Source organism: Streptomyces sp. NPDC001100 (assembly GCF_053598575.1).
This window is the reverse complement of the sequence record NZ_JBSFKO010000004.1, coordinates 128585-149343: the sequence shown is the minus strand read 5'-3', so window position 1 is coordinate 149343 and position 20759 is coordinate 128585. Positions and strand designations below refer to the sequence as shown.

The following is a 20759-nucleotide window of genomic DNA, read 5'->3' as shown; positions in this document are numbered from 1 at the left end:
CCTGCGGAATCAGTGGATACCCGCACGGGGGAGGCGATACGCGTCGAACCGGCTTCCGGCCCTCGACCGGGAGCCCCGCTCAGCCCAGGGGGTGCATCCAGCCGTGCTTGTCCACGGTGTCGCCGCGCTGGATGTCGAGGAGGGCGCCGCGCAGGCGCAGGGTCACCTCGCCGGGCTCGCCGCCCGACTGCTGCCACTCGGCGCCGGTGCGCTTGACAGTGCCGACCGGGGTGATGACCGCGGCCGTACCGCAGGCGAAGACCTCGGTCAGCGTGCCGTTCTCGGAGTCGCGCTGCCACTGGTCGATGGAGATCCGGCCCTCTTCGGGCTCGTAGCCGAGGTCGCGGGCGAGGGTGAGGAGGGAGTCGCGGGTGACGCCCTCCAGGATGGAGCCGGTGAGGGTGGGGGTGACGATCCTGTTGCCGTACACGAAGTACAGGTTCATGCCGCCGAGTTCCTCGACCCACTTGCGCTCGACCGCGTCGAGGTAGCAGACCTGGGCGCAGCCCTGTTCGGCGGCCTCGGCCTGGGCGAGGAGGGAGGCGGCGTAGTTGCCGCCGGTCTTGGCGTCGCCCATGCCGCCGGGGACGGCGCGGACGTGGTCCTCGGAGACCCAGATGGAGACGGGCTTCACGCCACCGGGGAAGTAGGCGCCGGCCGGGGAGGCGATGACCAGGAAGAGGTACTCGTTGGCGGGCTTCACGCCCAGGCCGACCTCGGTCGCGATCATGAACGGGCGCAGGTAGAGGGACTCCTCGCCGCCGTGCGCCGGGACCCAGTCGCGGTCCTGCTGGACCAGCACGTCACAGGCCTCGATGAACGTCTCGACCGGCAGCTCGGGCATGCCGAGGCGGCGGGCGGAGGTCTGGAAGCGGCGGGCGTTCTTCTCGGGGCGGAAGGTGGCGACGGAGCCGTCGGCCTGGCGGTAGGCCTTGAGGCCCTCGAAGATCTCCTGCGCGTAGTGCAGGGTCATGTTCGCGGGGTCGAGGGAGAGCGGGCCGTACGGCACGAGCTGGCCGTCGTGCCAGCCGCGGCCCTCGGTCCACTTGATCGTCACCATGTGGTCGGTGAAGTGGCGGCCGAACCCGGGGTTCGCCAGAATCGCGTCGCGCTCGGCGGCGGAAAGTGGCGAGGCCGAGGGCTTGAGCTCGATCGTGGGCGTCGTCATGAGTGGTTGTCCTTCACCGGTTGTGTGTGACGGGCCGCGCTCACGCCCTCGACTGCCAGTGGCCAGTGTTAGGACGTCCGAGCATTGCCTCATTCCGCGGCTCCGCGTTCGATTATCGCGCGTGGTGGACCGTGGACGAAAACGGCGTGAATGCGACCCAGGGATGATGGTGGCACCCGGCGGGGACGTAAGAAAAGCCGCCGGGTGCGGTTGCGACCCGGCGGCTTCGAAATACTGCGAGAGATTTCGAGTAGTGCGGCGGGTCAGCCGGCTACTCGTACGGCGAGCGCGTCGCCGATCTCGGTGGTGCTGCGCGCGGGCTTGCCGGTGCGCTCCGCGAGGTCGGCGGAGACGGCCTCCTCGATGCGCACGGCCTCGGACTCGTAGCCGAGGTGACGCAGCAGGAGGGCGACGGACAGGACCGTAGCGGTGGGGTCGGCCTTGCCCTGGCCCGCGATGTCGGGCGCGGAGCCGTGCACGGGCTCGAACATCGAGGGGAACTCGCCGGACGGGTTGATGTTCCCGCTCGCGGCGACGCCGATGCCGCCGGAGACGGCCGCGGCGAGGTCGGTGATGATGTCGCCGAAGAGGTTGTCGGTGACGATCACGTCGAAGCGGGCCGGGTCGGTGACGAGGTAGATCGTCGCCGCGTCGACGTGGATGTAGTCGGTGGTGACCTCGGGGAACTCGGCCGCGACCTTGTTGAAGACGTTCGTCCACAGGTGGCCCGCGAAGGTCAGCACGTTGTTCTTGTGGACCAGCGTGAGCTTCTTGCGCGGACGGGCCTGGGCGCGGGCGAAGGCGTCCCGGACCACGCGCTCGACACCGAAGGCCGTGTTGACGGAGACCTCGGTGGCGACCTCGTGCTCGGTGCCCTTGCGGATGGTGCCGCCGTTGCCGGTGTACGGGCCCTCGGTGCCCTCACGGACCACGACGAAGTCGATCTCCGGCTCACCGGCGAGCGGGGTCGCCACACCCGGGAGCAGCTTGCTCGGCCGCAGGTTGACGTGGTGGTCGAAGGCGAAGCGGAGCTTCAGCAGGAAGCCGCGCTCAAGGACCCCGGACGGGACACTCGGGTCACCGATCGCGCCCAGCAGGATCGCGTCGTGCGGCTTCAGTGCGGCCAGGTCGGCGTCGGTGAGGGTCTCACCGGTCGCGTGGTAGCGGCGGGCGCCGAAGTCGAACTCCTTGGTCTCCAGCTTCACGTCCTGCGGAAGGACGGCGGAGAGGACCTTGAGACCTTCGGCCACGACTTCCTGACCGATGCCGTCACCGGGGATCACTGCGAGATCGATGCTGCGAGACATGCCCGACACCGTACTCCGCGTCCCATGGGATGACACCGGGTGTCCATGATGCGGACGCGCCTCGCGGTACGGTGTCGGCCGTTCGACGTACGTTCACCCTTACGCATGGCGCCCGTTGGACTCCTGGGGGAGTTTCATCGACATGGAGACACCCGACGTCGGCATCCCGGAACACCTCGCGGTCCGGATGAGCATGGCCGAGCAGTACGAGTACCTTCGCACCAAGCTGACCCGGCGCCGCACGCTGGTGTCGGCGGGCGCGGTGGCGGGCGGGCTGCTGACGGGGTGCGCGGGAAAGAGCGCCACCGACAGCAAGTCGGCGACCCCCACCCCCGCCACGTCGAAGGTGCCCGGTGCCGTGGTCACCCCCTTCGGCCGCCATCTCGCCTTCGGCGCCGACCCGAAGACGGAGATGCGGATCTCCTGGCAGGTGCCGTTCGCGGTCAGGAAGCCGTACGTACGGGTGGGTCCAAGGCCCGACGACCTCAGCCACCGCATCACCGCCGAGGTACGCCCCCTGCACACCCCCGGCCTGACCGGCGTCCGCCCCGCGGTGGAGCAGTACTACGTCCACGCGGCCCTGGACGGCCTCCGCCCCGGCACCACGTACTACTACGGCGTCGGCCACGAGGGCTTCGACCCGGCCGCCCCGGCCCACCGCTCGACGATCGCCTCCTTCCGTACCGCGCCGGCGAGCCCGGGGAAGTTCGTGTTCACGGCCTTCGGCGACCAGGGCGTGAGCAACGCGGCAGCGGCCAACGACCGCGTGGTCCTGCGCGAGAACCCGGCCTTCCATCTGCACGCCGGCGACATCTGCTACGCCGACACCAACGGGCAGGGCAAGACGACGGACGGCTACGACCCGACGTACTGGGACCTGTTCCTCAAGCAGAACGAGGGCGTCTCCCGGACCGTCCCGTGGATGGTGACGACCGGCAACCACGACATGGAGGCCTGGTACTCCCCCGACGGCTACGGCGGCCAGCTCGCCCGCTGGTCCCTCCCGGACAACGGCTTCGACCCCTCGCACGCGCCGGGTGTGTACTCCTTCGTCTACGGCAACGTCGGCGTCGTGGCGCTGGACGCGAACGACGTGTCGTACGAGATCACCGCCAACCTCGGCTACACGGGCGGGAAGCAGACGAAGTGGCTGGACCGCAGACTGCGCGACCTGCGAGCGGCCAAGGGAGTCGACTTCCTCGTCGTCTTCTTCCACCACTGCGCCTACTCGACCTCCACGCACGCCTCGGACGGCGGGGTGCGGAGCGAGTGGCTGCCGGTGTTCGCGAAGCACCAGGTGGACCTGGTGATCAACGGGCACAACCACGTGTACGAGCGGACCGACGCCATCAGGAAGGGCGCGGTCGGCAGGGCGGTGCCCATCGGCGCGTCCACCGACCCGACCAAGGACGGGATCGTGTACGTCACGGCGGGCGGCGGCGGCCGGGATCTGTACGGCTTCCCGGCGGGCGTCAAGGAGAGCTACGAGGGGCACGTCACCCGGCACGGGACGGTCGACACCATGCAGTGGACGAAGGGCCAGCACAGCCAGGCGGAGACGGTGGAGTGGTCGCGGGTGCGCTACCGGGGCTTCTCCCTCCTCTCGGTGGAGGCGGAGAGCGGCAGCACGCCGAGGCTCAGGGTGTCGGCACTGGACCAGAACGGCAGGCGCATCGACCACTTCGAGGTGCGGCGCGGTCGGTGAGACCGCGCCGCACCCCGTGCGGGCGCGGCTCCCGGCTGCTGGGTGGTGTTACTGCTGCTCAGTGGCCGGTCTCGCCGCCGTTGTCCCGGCGGTCGAGGGCGCGCTGGAGGGCGGCGGCGGCGTTCTTGCGCTCGGACTCGCTGGTGCGGGTCACGTGGCGGACGCGGCGGCGGACGGTCGTCTCGGCCATGGAGAATCGACTCCTTCGACAATTCCTGGAGTACCAAAAGGGGTTACGAGACGCCGGAGGGGGCGGGGAGCCACGGACCACAGGGGTTGCCTGCATACTGTCCGGCTCACGGCCGCCATTCGCTTGGTCTAGCGAGACGTTCGGCTCCTACAAAGCTAGGACAGGACCGCGCATCTGTCTCCACAATTACTCGGACTTCCTACTATCTGAGACGGTGAAACGAGTCACGCGGCGCTGACCTGCGGTTTCCTTCCGGCCTGCAGTTCGCGGACCAGTGCCCTGACGGCCGCCGTCGCCGCCAGTTCGGGGGTGGTCACATGGCCGACCCTCCGCGTCGGCCGCTCCGCCCCGAGATCGGTGACCTCGACCGAGGGCGGCGCCCCGGTGAGCGAGAGCCTCGGCATGATCGCCATGCCGAAACCACTGCCCACCATGGAGAGCACCGCCCCGTCGTCCTCGGCGCGCACCGTAGCCGCCGGGATCCACTCCTGCGCGGCCCACCAGGCGCGCGTGCGGGAGGAGCAGTTCTCGGCCCAGTCGACCGGCGGCAGCGAACGCGGCGCCGGGTGACCGACCGGGTGCACCAGCGCGTACGGCTCCTCCAGGAGTACGTCGCCCACCAGCCCCGGCGGGACGGGCGCGCCGGTGCCGACGGTCGCGATCCCGAGGTCCGCCCGCCCCTCGGCCACCTCCCCGGCGGTGCCGGGCCCGACCTCCCGGACCACCCGCACGGTCGGCTCGATCCCGGGATGGGAGACGGCGAGGCGCTCCAGCACCGGCGGCAGCAGATACAGGGCCGCGCTCCGGAACGCGGCGATCCGCAGCGGCCCGCCGTCCACGGCCGTCCCCGCGTCTCCGGTCGTGGACGGCTTCGAGTCGATCGTGGAGGCGTTCCTGTCGATGCTGCGCGGCGGGAACGTGGGAAAGACCCTGGTGCGGGCTACGGCCTGACGCCCCGTCAGAGTACGTCCCCGTCCCGCCAGTCGAAGAGGAGATCGGCGTCGAGGTCCAGGGGTCCGGCGAGCGCGGGGCGGACGTAGGTGCTGTCCTCCTCCTCGGGCAGATGGACGATGCCGTCCGGGCCGAGGGCGGAGATCTTGCCGCCCCACAGCCGCCAGCCGCGCGCGGTGTAGAGGCGGGCGCCGTCGTCGCTCGCGCCGAGCAGGCCTACGTCGTAGGCGTGGTCCACGATCCGCTCCAGCTCGGCCATGATCCGGCCGCCGTGCCCCCGGCGCCGGGCGTCGGGCCGTACGCCGACCCCTTCGACGTACCCGACCCGCAGCCAGCGGCCCTGATAGCGCACCCGGCGCATGACGACCGAGCCGTGCGCGACGAGCCCGTCCTCGTCGGCGAGCAGGGCATGAAGGCCGCCGAGGCCGTGCTCGAAGTCCTGGTCGGTGAGGTCACCGGCGAAGGCGGCGTCCAGCAGCGTGCGGGCGGCGCGGAGGTCGGCCGGGGTGAGGTCGGCCGTGTGGGCGATGCGCATACGGATGGTCACGGGGTCAGTATCGGAGACACGGGCTCACGGCGTGCCGTCATCGGCGCATCGCTGTCATGAACGCGCTGACGTCGCGGTTGGCCTGATGGCGCCATGGTTGCCCTGATGGCGCCATGGCTGTCATGGCCGCATCGCCGTCAGCACCGCTTCGCGGAACCCGTGGGGGTCCTCGACCCACGGGAGGTGCCCGGCGCCCGCCAGGGTCACCCGCCGCACCTGGGGCAGCGCCCGTTCCAGCGAGTCGAGAGCCGACCGGGGGCGGATGTCCCGCTCCCCGTCGACGATGAGCACGGGGAGGTCGAGGGCCTCACAGGCGGCGTACAGGGCGGGGGTGCCGGCGGTCTGTCTCGCCTCGGCGTTCAGGGCCTTGTTGCAGGCCAGGTTGATGGGGAACCACGGGTCGGCCATGCGCTCGGCATGCTCGACCGCCCGCTCCCGGTCCACGAATTCGGCGGACCACTGGAGCACGGCCCGCTCGCGGCTGTCGCGGGGCACCTCCCGCCAGCGGGCGAGCCGCGCGGGATCCTCACCGAGGCGGGCGAGGAGGTTCGCCTCGTAGGCGCCGTGCCAGTCGACGTCCGGTCCGATGCCGGTGCCGCTGACGTAGATCAGCGCGGCCACCCGGTCCGGGTGGGCGAGGGCGTAGCCCAGGGCGAGTGAGGCGCCCCAGGAGTGACCGAGCAGCACCGGCCGCTCCAGCGCGAAGTGCCGTCGTACGGCGTCGAGATCGGCCACGAAGCGGGCGGTGGTCCACGGGCCCGCGCACGGCTCCGACCGGCCCCCACCGCGCTGGTCCCAACGAACCACCGTGGTACGGGAGTCGAGCATCCCGGCCACGTCCTCGGACATGTCCCAGAGTCCGGGTCCGCCGTGGCACAGCACCAGGGGTGGGGTGTCGGGTGTGCCACGGCCGGACCGGGAGGCCCACAGCCGTACTCCGTCGTCCGCCGTAACCGCCGTGTCCTGCAGAGGGGTTGGGGTCATGACGGGGAGTCTGCCCGCTGCGGGCGCCCTGTGTGGGGGTCAGCCCATGTGCGGGTAGGTGTAGTCGGTCGGTGCGACCAGGGTCTCCTTGATGGCGCGGGTCAGGGTCCAGCGCATCAGGTTCTGCGGGGCGCCGGCCTTGTCGTTGGTGCCGGAGGAGCGGCCGCCGCCGAAGGGCTGCTGGCCGACGACGGCGCCGGTGGACTTGTCGTTGATGTAGAAGTTGCCGGCCGCGTAACGCAGCTTCTCCATCGTGTACGCCGCCGCCGCGCGGTCGTTGGAGATGACCGAGCCGGTGAGGGCGTAGTCGGACACCGACTCCATCTGGGTCAGCATCTCGTCGTAGGCGTCGTCCTCGTAGACGTGCACGGCGAGGAACGGGCCGAAGTACTCGGTGGTGAACACCTCGTTGGCCGGGTCGCTGCACTCGACGACGGTCGGGCGGACGAACCAGCCGACCGAGTCGTCGTACGAACCGCCCGCGACGATCGTGCAGGTGGGGTCCGCCTTCGCACGGTCGATGGCCGCCTTGTTCTTGGCGAACGCACGTTCGTCGATGACCGCGCCGATGAAGTTCGACAGGTCGGTGACGTCACCCATCGTCAAGTAGTCGACCTCGGCGGCGAATTCCTCCTTGAAACCGGAGTTCCAGATCGACGCCGGGATGTACGCACGGGAGGTCGCGGAGCACTTCTGGCCCTGGTACTCGAAGGCGCCGCGAGTCAGCGCGGTCTTCAGCACGGCGCGGTCGGCGCTCGGGTGGGCGACGACGAAGTCCTTGCCGCCGGTCTCGCCGACCAGGCGCGGGTAGGAGCGGTACTTCTCGATGTTGGTGCCGACCGTCTTCCACAGGTACTGGAAGGTCTTGGTGGAGCCGGTGAAGTGGATGGCGGCGAGGTCGCGGTGCTCAAGGGCCACCTTCGACACCTCGATGCCGTCGCCGGTGACGAGGTTGATGACGCCCTTGGGGAGACCCGCCTCCTCCAGCAACTGCATGAGCAGCACGGCGGAGTGGGTCTGGGTCGGCGACGGCTTCCAGACCACGACATTGCCCATGAGGGCGGGCGCGGTCGGCAGGTTGCCCGCGATCGCGGTGAAGTTGAAGGGCGTGATCGCGTAGACGAAGCCTTCGAGCGGGCGGTGGTCGAGACGGTTCCAGACGCCCGGGGAGTTGGCCGGGGGCTGCTCGGCGAGCAGGTCGCGGGCGTACTTGACGTTGAAGCGCCAGAAGTCGACGAGCTCGCAGGGACAGTCGATCTCGGCCTGCTGGGCGGTCTTGGACTGCCCGAGCATGGTGGAGGCGGCGAGGGTCTCGCGCCACGGGCCGGACAACAGCTCGGCCGCCCGCAGGATGATCGCGGCGCGGTCGTCGAAGGACATCGCGCGCCAGGCGGGCGCGGCGGCGAGGGCCGCGTCGATCGCGTCCTGGGCGTCGTCCTGGGTGGCGTTGGCGTAAGTGCCCAGCCGTGCCTTGTGGTTGTGCGGCTGGACGACGTCGACGCGCTCGCCGCCGCCCATCCGCTTCTCGCCGCCGATGGTCATCGGCAGGTCGATCGGGTTCTCGGCCAGCTCCTTGAGCTTGACCTCAAGACGGGCGCGCTCGGGAGAGCCGGGCGCGTAGCCGTGCACCGGCTCGTTGACGGGGGTGGGGACCTGGGTCACAGCGTCCATGAGATCCGTAACTCCTTGTACGTGAGCGGGTGTTGGGTCAGCCCTTGGTGAGGGTGGATCGCGCGAAGAAGAAGAGGAGGTCGGCCGGCTTCTCGGCGAGCCGCCGCATGCTGTGCCTGCCCGGGGGACAACCCCCGGACCCCCGGCAGAACGACCTCGATGCGTGCGTCATCTCTCAGCCCCGGGTCAGCATGCTTCGGGCGAAAAAGCGGAGGTTGGCCGGCTTCTCGGCGAGCCGCCGCATGAAGTAGCCGTACCAGTCGGTGCCGTAGGCCGTGTAGACGCGCATCCGGTGGCCCTCGGCGGCGAGGCGCAGGTGCTCGTCGCTCCTGATGCCGTAGAGCATCTGGAACTCGTACTCGTCGAGCTTGCGGCCCGCGCGCCGGGCCAGTTCCTGCGCGATGGAGATGAGGCGCGGGTCGTGGGACCCGATCATCGGGTAGCCGGAGCCCTCCATCAGGATCCGCAGAATCCGGACGTACGCCTTGTCGATCTCGTGTTTCTGCTGGTGGGCGACCTCGGCGGGCTCCTTGTAGGCGCCCTTCACGAGCCGGACGCGGCTGCCGGCCTCGGCGAGGCGGCGGGCGTCGGACTCGGTGCGGAAGAGGTAGGCCTGGATGACGCAGCCGGTCTCCGGGAAGTCCTTCCGCAGCTCCTCGTGGATCGCGAACATCGAGTCGAGGGTGGTGTGGTCCTCGGCGTCGAGCGTGACGGTCGTACCGATGGCGGCGGCGGCCTCGACGACGGGCCGGACGTTGGCCAGGGCCAGCTCGTGGCCGTCGTCCAGTGCCTGCCCGAACATGGAAAGCTTGATCGACATCTCGGCCCGGGTACCCAGTTCCAGTTCCTTGAGCCGGTCGACGAGCAGGAGGTAGGCGTCGCGGGCGGCGGCGGCCTGCTCGGGGGTGGTGATGTCCTCGCCGACGACGTCCATCGTCAGCTCCAGACCCTGGGCGGTCAGGTCCTGGACGATCGGCACGATCTCGTCGACGGTCTCGCCGGGGATGAAGCGGTCCACGACCTGCTTGGTCACCGGCGCCGCCGAGATCAGCCGACGCATCTGTTCGCTGCGCGAGGCGGCGAGAATCACGGGACCCAGCACGGGGAACCTCCAAGCGGTCGGGCAGACGGGGAACCACCGTGAAACCTAGGGTTGTCTCCGATCGTCGACCATCGACAGCTGTCACGCATCCGTGCCGCAGATCTCAGACAGATGTATGAAGGCGGCGCGGATACGGCGGGGTAATGCGCGAGAATGCCCGGGTGACATCCGATTCCAGAGGCGACTACCAGGAGCTCGTCGACGAGATCTCCGAACTGCTCGGCGCCCCGGCGACCCTGGAGAACCGCGACTTCGAGCTGATCGCCTTCGGGGCCTACGACGGTGAGGGCGACCTGGACCCGACCGCCCTGGACCCCGTCCGCACCCGCTCGATCCTCACCCGGCGCTCCACGGCGGCGATCCGCACCTGGTTCGAGGGCTTCGGCATCACCCGGGCGACCGGCCCGGTCCGCATCCCGCCCACGCCGGAGGCGGGTGTCCACCGGGGCCGCATCTGCCTCCCGGCACGCCATCGGGGCGTCGTCCTCGGCTACGTCTGGCTCCTGGCCGACGATCCCGGGCCCACCGCCCCGCAGCTGGACGCGGCCATGGAGGTGGCGTCCCGCATCGGCGCGCTGCTCGCGGACGAGGCGCAGCACGGGGCGGATCTCAGCCGGGAGCTGCGGGCGGTGCTGACCGCCGAGCGCGGCTGGCAGGGCGACATGGCGGTGGCGGCCCTGCGCACGGCCCTCGGCACGCGCGGCGACGGCCCGTACACGTTGGTGTGCGTCGCCCCCTGGCCGTCCGCCGATCCCGACGACGCCCCGTCCGCCCGTACGGTGCCGCACGCGACGGCGCTCTGCACGGTCCCGTGGGGAGCGGCGGAGCAGCAGTGCCTGGCGGTGCTGGTACGGCTGCGGTCGACGGACGCGGGGAGTTCGGCGGAGGCGGCGGCGGCCCGTCTCCTGAAGGACGGCCCGCCCGGCGCCCACCGCGCGGCGGGCATCGCCCGGCCCCGCACCGGCCTCACCGACCTCGCCACCGCCTGGCGGGAAGCCACGGCGGCGGCCCGCGCCGCCCTCGCGGAACCCCGCTTCGCCCCGGTCGCCGACTGGTCCCGCATCGGCCCGTACCGCCTCCTGACCAGCCTCCCCCCGGACTCCGCCCACGACCCGGCGGTCGGCCCCCTCCTCTCCCCCGCCCACCACGAACTGGCCCGCACCGCCGAGGTGTACCTCGACCGCGCGGGCCAAGCGGGGCGCACGGCCGCCGAGTTGGGCATCCACCGCCAGACGCTCTACTACCGCCTGTCACGGGTGGAGCAGCTCACCGGGCTGGACCTGGACGACGGGGAGGACCGGCTGTTGCTGCACATGGTGTTGAAGGGGGCGCGGCTGTAAGGCGGTTGGGGGCTGCTGGGCGACGCGACGTGACGTGACGCGTCAGCAGGTCCGCCCGACGTAGTAGGCGCCCTGGATCTTCCGGGCTGAGCCCAGCCAGGTCGTGCCGGGGGCGACGCACAGCTCGTGGTCGCGTGCCAGGGCGACCTTGACCTTGATGACGACATGCGAGCCGTCCCTCGTGCAGTGGCTGTAGTAGGCGTCGGTACTGGTCTTGAAGAAGCCGCAGATGACGGCGGACGCGGGGGCGGCTGACGCGGGGGCGGCGGCCACCGAGCCGAGCGAGGTGAGCACGAGGGCTGCGGCACCGAGGGCACTGGTCACGACACGACGAACTCGCAAAGGGAACTCCTTGGTGGGTGATCGGCTGGGCGTTCGGACGGTCTGATACCGGCCCTACGATCGCCGCGCCGGCCGGTGCGGTTGACCGAAGGCCGGGCCGTTCACCCGGGGAATCGATTTGTCGATGGACCGATCGAGTGACAATCGCCCATGGGGCACCGCCGGCCGACTCACTTGAAGTAGTGACCCTCTACTTGAGGTGATGGCCCTCCAACCAGTCCAGCGGCCCGGAATTGGCGCTGCCCGGGGTTCGGGTCGGAACCTACTGTCGATGCCATGACGACCGGCCGGAAGCCCGACCCCCCGCCCCCCGCAACCCCCGACTCCCCCGCCTCCGAAGCCACTTCGAGTGCGCGCCCGCCGCTCCTGACCCGCCCCCTCCTCCTCCGCTTCATCAGCATGGTCGGCGCCAGTCTCAGTTTCTTCCTGCTGCTCTCGGTCGTACCGGCCTACGCGGCCGAGCGCGGCGGTGAAGGCGCGGCGGGCCTCGCGACCGGTTCGCTGATGCTCGCGACGGTCCTGGGCGAGCTGGTCACTCCCCGGCTCGTCGGCCGCTTCGGCTGTCGGCTGACCCTGATCGCCGGGCTGTTCCTGCTCGGCGCCCCGGCGCTGGTGCTGACCGTCTCCGGGGATGCCGTCTGGATCGTCGCGGTGTGCTTCGTGCGCGGGCTCGGTTTCGCGCTGACGATCGTCGCCGGCGGTGCCCTCACCGCGTCGCTGATCCCGGACGAACGCCGGGGCGAGGGGCTCGCGTTGGTGGGTGTGGTGTCCGGCGTGCCGTCGCTGGTCGCACTGCCGCTGGGGCTGTGGCTGGCCGTGCGCGTGGGCTACGGCCCGGTCGCGGTGACCGGTGGCCTCGCCGCGCTGTCCGCGATCGTCTTCGTTCTCGGGCTCCCGGACCGGGCCGACCGCACCGGGCAACCGCTCGGTGTCGTACGGGGGTTGCGCACGGGTGCGCTGCTCCGGCCGGTCCTGGTCTTCGCGGCCACCGCCACCGCCGCAGGCATCGTGGTCACCTTCCTGCCGCTGGCCGTCCCGTCCGCGTCCGCCGGAGTCGTCGCGGTGGCCCTCTTCATGCAGACCGCGGCCTCGACCGTGACGCGCTGGCTGGCGGGCCGCCACGGCGACCGGCACGGCAGCGCCCGGCTCGTCCTGCCAGGCCTGCTCCTGTCGGCGGCGGGCGTCCTCGTCGTCGCCCCAACTGCCGACCCGGTAGCGGTCATCGCGGGCACAGCCCTCTTCGGCGCGGGCTTCGGCATCACCCAGAACGCCACGCTCGCCCTGATGTACTCCCGCGTCTCCGCCGCCTCCTACGGCACGGTCAGCGCCCTGTGGAACCTCGCCTACGACGCCGGAATGGGCGTGGGCGCGGCGGGCTTCGGCATCACGGCCGGCCTGACCGGCTACCCGTGGGCCTTCGCGCTGACCGCGCTGCTGATGCTGGCGGCGGTGGCACCAGCCGTGCGGGACCGGCGGCGCGAGGGCACGGCCGCTGTCGGATGACCCACCAGGTCGGCGCGTCTCGCGCACGCCCTCCGGCGCGGGGCGAAGCCCCTCGGAGAGCACGTCCCCATCGAACGCGGCCGTCGGGCCGACCGTCCGCCGGACGGCGACACCGGCATTGCGGGCCGACGAACGACCAGCGCATCACCCCGCCTGCCGCACACCCTCCACCAACTGACGCAGACCCTCGGTGAGCCGGTCCGCGTCCGGTGCCGTCTTCGGGTCGAAGGTCCACTGCATGATGAGCCCGGACATCACGACCATGTAGAACGAACCGAGCGTGTCGGCGGTCTCGTCCGACACCTCCTCCTCCGGCACACCCATGAGCAGCGAGACCAGTCCCCGGCCGCCCTCGCGCTGCGCGAGCGCCAACTGGTCGCGGGCCTCCGGCAGTTGGTCGCCCATCGCCATGATCTCCCCGCTGAGCCGCCACATCGAGCCGGGCTGGCGGAGGGAGGCGACGACGTTCGACCACACCTCCCTGAACCGTTCCAGCGAGCCCGGTGCCCCTTCGAGCCGGTCGCCCCACTCGAAGGACATGTCGTCCACGAGCGAGACGTACGCCTGTGCCAGCAGCGCGTCCTTCGAGCCGTAGTGGTAGCCGATGGACGCGAGGTTCGTCCCCGACTCCTTCACGATGTCGCGCGCCGTGGTGCGCGCGAACCCCTTCTCCAGCAGGCAGCGCTTCGCGCCTTCGAGCAGATCCTCACGGTGTCCCATGCCCGCCACCCTACCGCCGATCCATACAGCCGTCCCATACGCATGACTTACACGAGCGTTCTAGACAAGCGTTTAATACGCGCGTACATTCGCTGTCATGACGAACTCGACGAGCTCGACGAACCCCGCGAGCACCCCCAACTCCCGTGCCGGGCGCAGGGAATGGACCGCCCTCGGCGTCCTGATGCTTCCGCTGCTCCTCGTCTCGATGGACGTCTCCGTCCTCTACTTCGCCATCCCGGCGATCAGCGCGGACCTGGAGCCCAGCGGCACCCAGCAGCTGTGGATCTTCGACATCTACGCCTTCGTCCTGGCCGGCATGCTGATGACGATGGGCTCGGTCGGCGACCGCATCGGCCGCCGCCGGCTCCTCCTGATCGGCGCGGCGGCCTTCGGCACCGCCTCCGTCATCGCCGCCTACGCGGACAGCGCCGAGACCCTGATCGCCGCCCGCGCGGTCCTCGGCATCGGCGGCGCGACCCTGATGCCCTCGACGATGGCGCTGCTGCGGACGATGTTCACCGACCCCGGCCAGCGGGCGAAGGCGATCGGTCTGTGGTCCGGCGTGATGACCGCCGGTGTCGCGCTCGGCTCGGTGCTGAGCGGGGTGCTGGTCCAGTACTTCTGGTGGGGCTCGGTCTTCCTGATCAACCTCCCCGCGATGGCCCTGCTCCTGCTCATCGGCCCGTTCCTGCTCCCGGAGTCCAAGAACCCCGCCCCCGGCCGCTTCGACTGGCCGAGCGTCCCGCTGTCGATGGCCGGCGTCCTGCCGGTGATCTACGGCCTCAAGGAGATCCCCTCCGAGGGCTGGCACGTCCAGTACGTCGTCTCGATCACCGTCGGTCTGCTCTTCGCGGCCCTCTTCGTCCACCGCCAGCGCACGGCCGCGTCCCCGATGATCGACCCCGCCCTCTTCCGCAACCGCGGCTTCGGCCCCTCCGTCGTCCTGAACCTGGTCTCCGCCTTCGGGATGATGGGCTCGGCCTTCTTCACCACGCAGTACCTGCAGTCGGTGCTCGGCAAGAGCGCGATGGAGGCGGCCCTGTGGGCGCTGCTCCCCTCGGTGCCGATCGGCGCGGCGGCCCCGCTGGCAACGACCCTTGTACAGAAGGGAGTTGACCGCGCCTACGTCGTCGCGACCGGCTTTGCCCTCGCTTCCGGCGGCTACGGCATGCTCGCCCTCACCGGCACCGACTCCCTCTGGCTCGCCCTGGCCGCCGCCGGTGTCCTCGCCTCCGGGATCGTCATGGTGATGTCCCAGATCATGGACCTGGCGATGGGCAGCGCGCCGGTGGAGAAGGCGGGCGTCGCGTCCTCGCTGATGGAGACGGGCGCGGAGTTCGGCGGCGCGCTGGGCATGGCGGTCCTCGGCTCCATCGGTACGGCCGTCTACCGCCACGGCATCCCGGCCTCGGCCCCCGCCCCGGCCCACGAGACCCTCGGCGGCGCCCTCGCCGTCGCCCGCCGACTGCCGGGGCACACGGGAGATGCTCTGACGGCGACCGCACGGCAGGCCTTCACCGACGGCATGCACGGCGCGGCGATCGCGGGTGCGGTACTGCTGCTGGGCGCGGCGACAGCGGCGGCGCGGACCCTGCGGGGGCTGCGGGTGAAGGCGCCCGAGCGGGTGGCAGCGGAACCGCAGGAAGCGCAGGCGTGAGGGCCCAACACACAGGAACGCCGGGCGGGTTGAGGATTCCCTCCTCAACCCGCCCGGCGTTCACATATGGCTCAGGCTCAGACCAGGTTCACCGAACGCGCCGACGTCGCGCCGATCTCCTCCGCCACCTCGGCCAGCACATTCGCCGCCACCGTGTCGTCGACCGTCAGCACGGCCAGCGCCTCGCCGCCCGCGACCGACCGGGAGACCTGCATACCGGCGATGTTGATCCCGGACTCACCGAAGATACGACCGACCGTGCCGACGACACCGGGACGGTCCTCGTACCGCAGCACCACCATGTGGTCGGCGAGCGCGAGGTCGACGTCGTACTCGCCGACCGCGACGATCTTCTGCAGGTTCTTGGGACCGGCCAGCGTGCCGGAGACCGCGACCTCCTCGCCGCTGCTCAGCGTGCCGCGCACGGTGACGACGTTGCGGTGGTCGGCGGACTCGGAGCTGGTCGTCAGCCGGACCTCGACGCCGCGCTCCTGCGCGAACAGCGGGGCGTTGACGTACGACACGGTCTCGTCGACGACGTCCTCGAACACGCCCTTGAGCGCGGAGAGTTCGAGCACCTTGACGTCGTGCTGGGTGATCTCGCCGTAGACCTCGACGTCGAGCCGGACCGCGACCTCGCCCGCCAGCGCGGTGAAGATGCGGCCGAGCTTCTCGGCGAGCGGCAGGCCCGGCTTGACGTCCTCGGCGATGACACCGCCCTGGACGTTCACCGCGTCGGGGACGAGTTCACCGGCGAGCGCGAGGCGCACCGACTTGGCGACCGAGACACCGGCCTTCTCCTGGGCCTCGTCCGTGGAGGCGCCGAGGTGCGGGGTGGAGACGACCTGGTCGAACTCGAAGAGCGGGGAGTCCGTGCAGGGCTCCTTCGCGTACACGTCGAGGCCGGCGCCGGCGACGCGGCCCTCCTTGAGCGCGGAGTACAGCGCCGCCTCGTCCACGATCCCGCCGCGCGCGGCGTTGACGATGCGGACGGTCGGCTTGACCTTGCGCAGCGCCTCGTCGCCGATCAGACCGACCGTCTCCGGGGTCTTGGGCAGGTGCACGGTGATGAAGTCGGAGACTTCGAGCAGCTCGTCGAGCGACAGGATCTTGACGCCCATCTGGGCGGCCCGCGCGGGCTGGATGTAGGGGTCGTAGGCGACGACCTTCATCCCGAACGCGGACATGCGCTGCGCCACGAGGGCGCCGATGCGTCCCAGACCCACGACACCCAGGGTCTTCTCGGCCAGCTCGACGCCCGTGTACTTGCTGCGCTTCCACTCGCCGTTCTTCAGCGCTGCGTTGGCCTGCGGGATGTGGCGTGCGGTCGCCAGCAGCAGACCGCAGGCCAGTTCGGCGGCGGTGACGATGTTCGAGGTGGGGGCGTTGACGACCATCACGCCGGCCTTGGTGGCGGCGGAGACGTCCACGTTGTCCAGGCCGACGCCGGCTCGTGCGACGACCTTCAGCTTCTTCGCGGCGGCGACCGCCTCGGCGTCGACCTTGGTGGCCGAACGGATCAGGATCGCGTCCACGTCGGCGATCGCGGGGAGCAGCTCGCCCCGGTCGGCGCCGTTGCAGTGCCGGATCTCGAAGTCCGGGCCGAGGGCGTCCACCGTCGCGGGCGACAGCTCTTCAGCGATGAGTACGACAGGTTTCGAGCTCACGTGAGTCCTCACAAGTCCATTGCGTGCGGACGGCCGTCCCGACGGCCGCAGGCGGTGGAGGGGCTAGCCGCGGAGACGCACGACGCTGTGGGCCTGACGCGTATGTAGTACGGCAGTGTAGTGGCGCGCCGACAGTCGTCTTACGCCTCTACGGAAGGATCACCCGTCCGAGGCTGGACGGGTTGGACAAAGGGGCCGGAGCACTCGCTCCGGCCCCCGGGCCCTTGGACTTACGCCTCTTCGTCGACCCAGCTCATCAGCTTGCGGAGCTGCTTGCCGGTGGTCTCCAGCAGGGACTCGGCGTCCTTCTGCTTGTACTCGTTGTACTTCTTCAGACCGCCGTGGTACTCGGCCATCCACTCACGGGCGAAGGTGCCGTCCTGGATCTCGGCGAGGACCTGCTTCATCGTGGCCTTGGTCTCGTCCGTGATGATCCGCGGGCCGGTGACGTAGTCGCCCCACTCGGCGGTCTCGGAGATCGACCAGCGCATCTTCTCCAGGCCGCCCTCGTACATGAGGTCGACGATGAGCTTCAGCTCGTGCAGGCACTCGAAGTACGCGATCTCGGGCTGGTAACCGGCCTCGGTCAGCGTCTCGAAGCCGGCCTTGACCAGCGCGGCCGTACCACCGCAGAGGACGGCCTGCTCACCGAACAGGTCGGTCTCGGTCTCCTCGGTGAAGGTCGTCTTGATGACGCCGGCGCGGGTGCCGCCGATGCCCTTCGCGTACGACAGCGCGAGCGCGAAGGCGTTGCCGCTCGCGTCCTGCTCGACGGCCGCGATACACGGAACGCCGCGGCCCTCCTCGTACTGGCGGCGGACCAGGTGACCCGGGCCCTTGGGGGCGACCATGCAGACGTCGACGTTGGCCGGCGGCTTGATGAAGTCGAAGCGGATGTTCAGGCCGTGGCCGAAGAACAGCGCGTCGCCGTCCTTGAGGTTGTCCTTGATGGACTCCTCGTAGACCTGGGCCTGGATCGGGTCGGGCACGAGGATCATGATGACGTCGGCCTCGGCGGCGGCCTCGGACGGCGTCACCACACGGAGGCCCTGCTCCTCGGCCTTCGCCTTGGACTTGGAGCCCTCGTGCAGACCGACTCGGACGTCGACACCCGAGTCACGGAGCGACAGCGCGTGGGCGTGGCCCTGGCTGCCGTAGCCGATGACCGCGACCTTGCGGCCCTGGATGATGGACAGGTCGGCGTCGGCGTCGTAGAACAGCTCGGCCACTTTGGGTTCTCTCCTTGGTGTGCAGGTGTTGCGTCCCACCGTATGACGGCGGGCGGAATCGAAGTTCGGGGGTCTCGGAATGCGGGCGGCCGGAGCCGCCCGCACACGGGTCTACGCGGAGCGGTCGAGCGCGCGCAGCGAGCGGTCGGTGATGGAGCGGGCGCCACGGCCGATGGCGATCGTGCCGGACTGGACCAGCTCCTTGATGCCGTACGGCTCCAGCATCTTGAGCATGGCGGTCAGCTTGTCGCTGGAGCCGGTGGCCTCGACGGTGACGGCCTCCGGGGAGACGTCGACGGTCTTGGCGCGGAACAGCTGGACGATCTCGACGATCTGCGAGCGCGTCTCGTTGTCGGCGCGCACCTTCACCAGAACGAGTTCGCGCTGAACGGCGGAACCCGGCTCCAGTTCGACGATCTTCAGCACGTTGACGAGCTTGTTGAGCTGCTTGGTGACCTGTTCGAGCGGGAGTGCCTCGATCACGTTCACCACGATCGTGATGCGGGAGATGTCGGGGTGCTCGGTGACTCCGACGGCGAGGGAGTCGATGTTGAAGCCGCGCCGGGAGAACAGGGCGGTGATCCGGGCGAGGACACCTGGCTTGTTCTCGACCAGGACGGAGAGTGTGTGCTTGGACATTTCTCTGTGGTCTCTCTCGCTCAGTCGTCTTCGTTGTCGCCGAAGTCGGGGCGGACGTCCCGGGCGAACATGACCTCGTCGTTGGAGGTGCCGGCGGCGACCATCGGCCACACCATGGCGTCCTCGTGGACGATGAAGTCGATCACGACGGGGCGGTCGTTGATCGAGTTCGCCTCCTCGATGACCTTGTCGAGGTCGTCGGGGGACTCGCAGCGGATCGCGTAACAGCCCATCGCCTCCGACAACTTGACGAAGTCGGGGATGCGGGTGCCCGCGCTCGGCTGCTTGCCGTCCGCCTCCGGGCCGCTGTGCAGCACGGTGTTGGAGTAGCGCTGGTTGTAGAACAGGGTCTGCCACTGGCGGACCATGCCGAGGGCGCCGTTGTTGATGATGGCGACCTTGATCGGGATGTTGTTCAGGGCGCAGGTGGTGAGTTCCTGGTTGGTCATCTGGAAGCAGCCGTCGCCGTCGATCGCCCAGACCGTCTGCTCGGGGGCCCCTGCCTTGGCGCCCATCGCGGCCGGGACCGCGTAGCCCATGGTTCCGGCGCCGCCGGAGTTGAGCCAGGTCGCGGGCTTCTCGTACTTGATGAACTGCGAGGCCCACATCTGGTGCTGGCCGACGCCCGCCGCGAAGATCGTGTTCTCCGGGGCGAGTTGGCCGATCCGCTCGATGACCTGCTGCGGGGAGAGCGAGCCGTCGTCGGGCTGGTCGTAGCCGAGCGGGTAGGTCTCGCGCCAGCGGTTGAGGTCCTTCCACCAGGCGGTGTAGTCGCCGGTGTGGCCCTCGCTGTGCTCCTTCTGCACGGCCTGGACCAGGTCGGCGATGACCTCGCGGGCGTCCCCGACGATCGGCACGTCGGCGGCGCGGTTCTTGCCGATCTCCGCGGGGTCGATGTCGGCGTGGACGATCTTGGCGTACGGCGCGAAGCTGTCCAGCTTGCCGGTGACGCGGTCGTCGAAGCGGGCTCCGAGGGCGACGATCAGGTCGCTCTTCTGCAGCGCGGTGACGGCGGTGACCGAACCGTGCATGCCCGGCATTCCCACGTGCAGCTCGTGACTGTCGGGGAATGCGCCGCGCGCCATCAGGGTGGTGACGACGGGCGCTCCGGTGAGTTCCGCGAGGACCTTCAGCTCGGCGGTGGCGTGCGCCTTGATGACGCCGCCGCCGACGTAGAGGACGGGCCGCTTCGCGGCGGTGATCAGCTTGGCGGCCTCGCGGATCTGCTTGGCGTGCGGCTTGGTCACCGGGCGGTAGCCGGGCAGGTCCATGACCGGCGGCCAGGAGAAGGTGGTCTTCGCCTGGAGGGCGTCCTTCGCGATGTCGACCAGCACCGGGCCCGGACGGCCCGTGGAGGCGATGTGGAAGGCCTGCGCGATGACGCGCGGGATGTCCTCGGCCTTGGTGACCAGGAAGTTGTGCTTGGTGACCGGCATCGTGATGCCGACGATGTCCGCCTCCTGGAAGGCGTCCGTACCGATCGCCTTGGACGCGACCTGCCCGGTGATCGCCACGAGCGGCACCGAGTCCATGTGCGCGTCGGCGATCGGGGTCACCAGGTTGGTGGCGCCGGGCCCCGAGGTGGCCATGCAGACGCCGACCTTGCCGGTGGCCTGCGCGTAGCCGGTGGCCGCGTGGCCCGCGCCCTGCTCGTGCCGGACCAGGACGTGACGAACCCGCGTCGAGTCCATCAGCGGGTCGTACGCCGGAAGGATCGCACCGCCGGGAATGCCGAATACCGTGTCGGCCCCGACCTCCTCAAGAGAGCGGATGAGGGACTGCGCACCCGTGACGTGCTCGGGGGCGGACGGCTGTCCTCCGGATCGGGGCCGCGGCTGCGGATGGGCCCCGGTGGCCTGCTCGGTCATCGTCATTCTCTTCTCGATGCTGAGGGTTTTTGCGAGGTTTGTGCGGGGTTCTGCTGCTGCACGACTCGATCCTGTGCAACAAAAAACCCCTCGTGCCGTGAGGCAAGCGAGGGGAGCGCGCCGGGTGCGGTCGCTGGGAGTTCCGGGTCCGTCCGGACGTCACCAG

17 protein-coding genes and 1 pseudogene are annotated in these 20759 nt (G+C 70.2%); 4 read left to right on the top strand and 14 right to left on the bottom strand.

The window, feature by feature from the left end:
* Positions 1-79: 79 nt before the first annotated feature.
* Complete coding sequence (locus ACWDEW_RS07065) at positions 80-1168, bottom strand: branched-chain amino acid aminotransferase (protein WP_450510390.1); 1089 nt, start codon at positions 1166-1168, stop codon at positions 80-82.
* Positions 1169-1431: 263 nt separating this feature from the next.
* A complete protein-coding gene (locus tag ACWDEW_RS07060; RefSeq protein ID WP_019068675.1) occupies positions 1432-2475 on the bottom strand; it encodes a 3-isopropylmalate dehydrogenase in 1044 nt (347 codons plus the stop codon).
* Positions 2476-2617: 142 nt separating this feature from the next.
* Between ACWDEW_RS07060 and ACWDEW_RS07055 the strand changes: the two genes are divergently transcribed.
* Positions 2618-4180, top strand: a complete 1563-nt coding sequence (locus ACWDEW_RS07055; RefSeq protein WP_450510388.1) for a purple acid phosphatase family protein — start codon at positions 2618-2620, stop codon at positions 4178-4180.
* 58 nt (positions 4181-4238) lie between these two features.
* On the opposite strand, the gene ACWDEW_RS07050 is transcribed toward ACWDEW_RS07055, so the two are convergent.
* From ACWDEW_RS07050 to ACWDEW_RS07025, 6 genes and pseudogenes are all read right to left on the bottom strand, one after another.
* Positions 4239-4370, bottom strand: a complete 132-nt coding sequence (locus ACWDEW_RS07050) for a hypothetical protein (RefSeq protein WP_019068673.1) — start codon at positions 4368-4370, stop codon at positions 4239-4241.
* 224 nt (positions 4371-4594) lie between these two features.
* Positions 4595-5212 (bottom strand): annotated as a pseudogene (locus ACWDEW_RS07045) (LysR family transcriptional regulator substrate-binding protein); the annotation flags it as partial.
* Between the two features lie 116 nt (positions 5213-5328).
* On the bottom strand, positions 5329-5868 hold the full coding sequence (locus tag ACWDEW_RS07040) for a GNAT family N-acetyltransferase (protein ID WP_450510386.1): 540 nt from the start codon (positions 5866-5868) through the stop codon (positions 5329-5331).
* A gap of 120 nt (positions 5869-5988) precedes the next feature.
* The gene (locus tag ACWDEW_RS07035) at positions 5989-6852 is read right to left on the bottom strand and encodes an alpha/beta fold hydrolase (protein ID WP_450510385.1); all 864 of its coding nucleotides are present in this window, start codon (positions 6850-6852) and stop codon (positions 5989-5991) included.
* A gap of 39 nt (positions 6853-6891) precedes the next feature.
* Positions 6892-8523 carry an L-glutamate gamma-semialdehyde dehydrogenase gene (gene pruA / locus ACWDEW_RS07030; RefSeq protein WP_450510383.1) on the bottom strand — a complete coding sequence of 544 codons (1632 nt, stop codon included), beginning with the start codon at positions 8521-8523 and terminating at the stop codon, positions 6892-6894.
* A 175-nt stretch (positions 8524-8698) separates the two neighbouring features.
* Positions 8699-9625, bottom strand: a complete 927-nt coding sequence (locus tag ACWDEW_RS07025; RefSeq protein ID WP_450510381.1) for a proline dehydrogenase family protein — start codon at positions 9623-9625, stop codon at positions 8699-8701.
* A 143-nt stretch (positions 9626-9768) separates the two neighbouring features.
* Between ACWDEW_RS07025 and ACWDEW_RS07020 the strand changes: the two genes are divergently transcribed.
* Positions 9769-10965: a PucR family transcriptional regulator gene (locus ACWDEW_RS07020; RefSeq protein WP_450510379.1), complete on the top strand. Its 1197-nt coding sequence runs from the start codon at positions 9769-9771 to the stop codon at positions 10963-10965.
* Between the two features lie 42 nt (positions 10966-11007).
* Here the strand turns inward: ACWDEW_RS07020 and ACWDEW_RS07015 are convergent, their stop codons facing one another.
* Positions 11008-11289: a DUF6355 family natural product biosynthesis protein gene (locus ACWDEW_RS07015; protein ID WP_450510378.1), complete on the bottom strand. Its 282-nt coding sequence runs from the start codon at positions 11287-11289 to the stop codon at positions 11008-11010.
* Positions 11290-11583: 294 nt separating this feature from the next.
* Here ACWDEW_RS07015 and ACWDEW_RS07010 point away from each other — a divergent pair, with 294 nt between their 5' ends.
* The gene (locus tag ACWDEW_RS07010) at positions 11584-12810 is read left to right on the top strand and encodes an MFS transporter (protein ID WP_450510376.1); all 1227 of its coding nucleotides are present in this window, start codon (positions 11584-11586) and stop codon (positions 12808-12810) included.
* Between the two features lie 144 nt (positions 12811-12954).
* Here ACWDEW_RS07010 and ACWDEW_RS07005 read toward each other — a convergent pair whose 3' ends face one another.
* Positions 12955-13530, bottom strand: a complete 576-nt coding sequence (locus ACWDEW_RS07005) for a TetR/AcrR family transcriptional regulator (RefSeq protein ID WP_450510374.1) — start codon at positions 13528-13530, stop codon at positions 12955-12957.
* 97 nt (positions 13531-13627) lie between these two features.
* Here ACWDEW_RS07005 and ACWDEW_RS07000 point away from each other — a divergent pair, with 97 nt between their 5' ends.
* Entirely contained in the window at positions 13628-15190 is a 1563-nt protein-coding gene (locus tag ACWDEW_RS07000) for an MFS transporter (protein WP_450510372.1), read from the top strand.
* A gap of 77 nt (positions 15191-15267) precedes the next feature.
* On the opposite strand, the gene serA is transcribed toward ACWDEW_RS07000, so the two are convergent.
* From serA to ACWDEW_RS06980, 4 genes are all read right to left on the bottom strand, one after another.
* Positions 15268-16857, bottom strand: coding sequence for a phosphoglycerate dehydrogenase (serA, locus tag ACWDEW_RS06995; protein ID WP_450510370.1), 1590 nt, complete (start codon positions 16855-16857; stop codon positions 15268-15270).
* A gap of 230 nt (positions 16858-17087) precedes the next feature.
* Positions 17088-18086: a ketol-acid reductoisomerase gene (gene ilvC, locus ACWDEW_RS06990; protein WP_362973566.1), complete on the bottom strand. Its 999-nt coding sequence runs from the start codon at positions 18084-18086 to the stop codon at positions 17088-17090.
* A 111-nt stretch (positions 18087-18197) separates the two neighbouring features.
* A complete protein-coding gene (gene ilvN, locus ACWDEW_RS06985) occupies positions 18198-18725 on the bottom strand; it encodes an acetolactate synthase small subunit (protein ID WP_200683066.1) in 528 nt (175 codons plus the stop codon).
* A 20-nt stretch (positions 18726-18745) separates the two neighbouring features.
* Positions 18746-20599 (bottom strand): acetolactate synthase large subunit, encoded by a 1854-nt coding sequence (locus tag ACWDEW_RS06980; RefSeq protein WP_450510368.1) that lies wholly within the window; start codon positions 20597-20599, stop codon positions 18746-18748.
* Positions 20600-20759 lie beyond the last annotated feature (160 nt).

Coding starts and splice junctions, on each gene's coding strand:
- ACWDEW_RS07065 (WP_450510390.1), bottom strand. CDS start 1,168: ATGACGACGCCCACGATCGAGCTCAAGCCCTCGGCCTCGCCACTTTCC.
- ACWDEW_RS07060 (WP_019068675.1), bottom strand. CDS start 2,475: ATGTCTCGCAGCATCGATCTCGCAGTGATCCCCGGTGACGGCATCGGT.
- ACWDEW_RS07055 (WP_450510388.1), top strand. CDS start 2,618: ATGGAGACACCCGACGTCGGCATCCCGGAACACCTCGCGGTCCGGATG.
- ACWDEW_RS07050 (WP_019068673.1), bottom strand. CDS start 4,370: ATGGCCGAGACGACCGTCCGCCGCCGCGTCCGCCACGTGACCCGCACC.
- ACWDEW_RS07035 (WP_450510385.1), bottom strand. CDS start 6,852: ATGACCCCAACCCCTCTGCAGGACACGGCGGTTACGGCGGACGACGGA.
- pruA (WP_450510383.1), bottom strand. CDS start 8,523: ATGGACGCTGTGACCCAGGTCCCCACCCCCGTCAACGAGCCGGTGCAC.
- ACWDEW_RS07020 (WP_450510379.1), top strand. CDS start 9,769: ATGCGCGAGAATGCCCGGGTGACATCCGATTCCAGAGGCGACTACCAG.
- ACWDEW_RS07010 (WP_450510376.1), top strand. CDS start 11,584: ATGACGACCGGCCGGAAGCCCGACCCCCCGCCCCCCGCAACCCCCGAC.
- ACWDEW_RS07005 (WP_450510374.1), bottom strand. CDS start 13,530: ATGGGACACCGTGAGGATCTGCTCGAAGGCGCGAAGCGCTGCCTGCTG.
- ACWDEW_RS07000 (WP_450510372.1), top strand. CDS start 13,628: ATGACGAACTCGACGAGCTCGACGAACCCCGCGAGCACCCCCAACTCC.
- ilvN (WP_200683066.1), bottom strand. CDS start 18,725: ATGTCCAAGCACACACTCTCCGTCCTGGTCGAGAACAAGCCAGGTGTC.
- ACWDEW_RS06980 (WP_450510368.1), bottom strand. CDS start 20,599: ATGACGATGACCGAGCAGGCCACCGGGGCCCATCCGCAGCCGCGGCCC.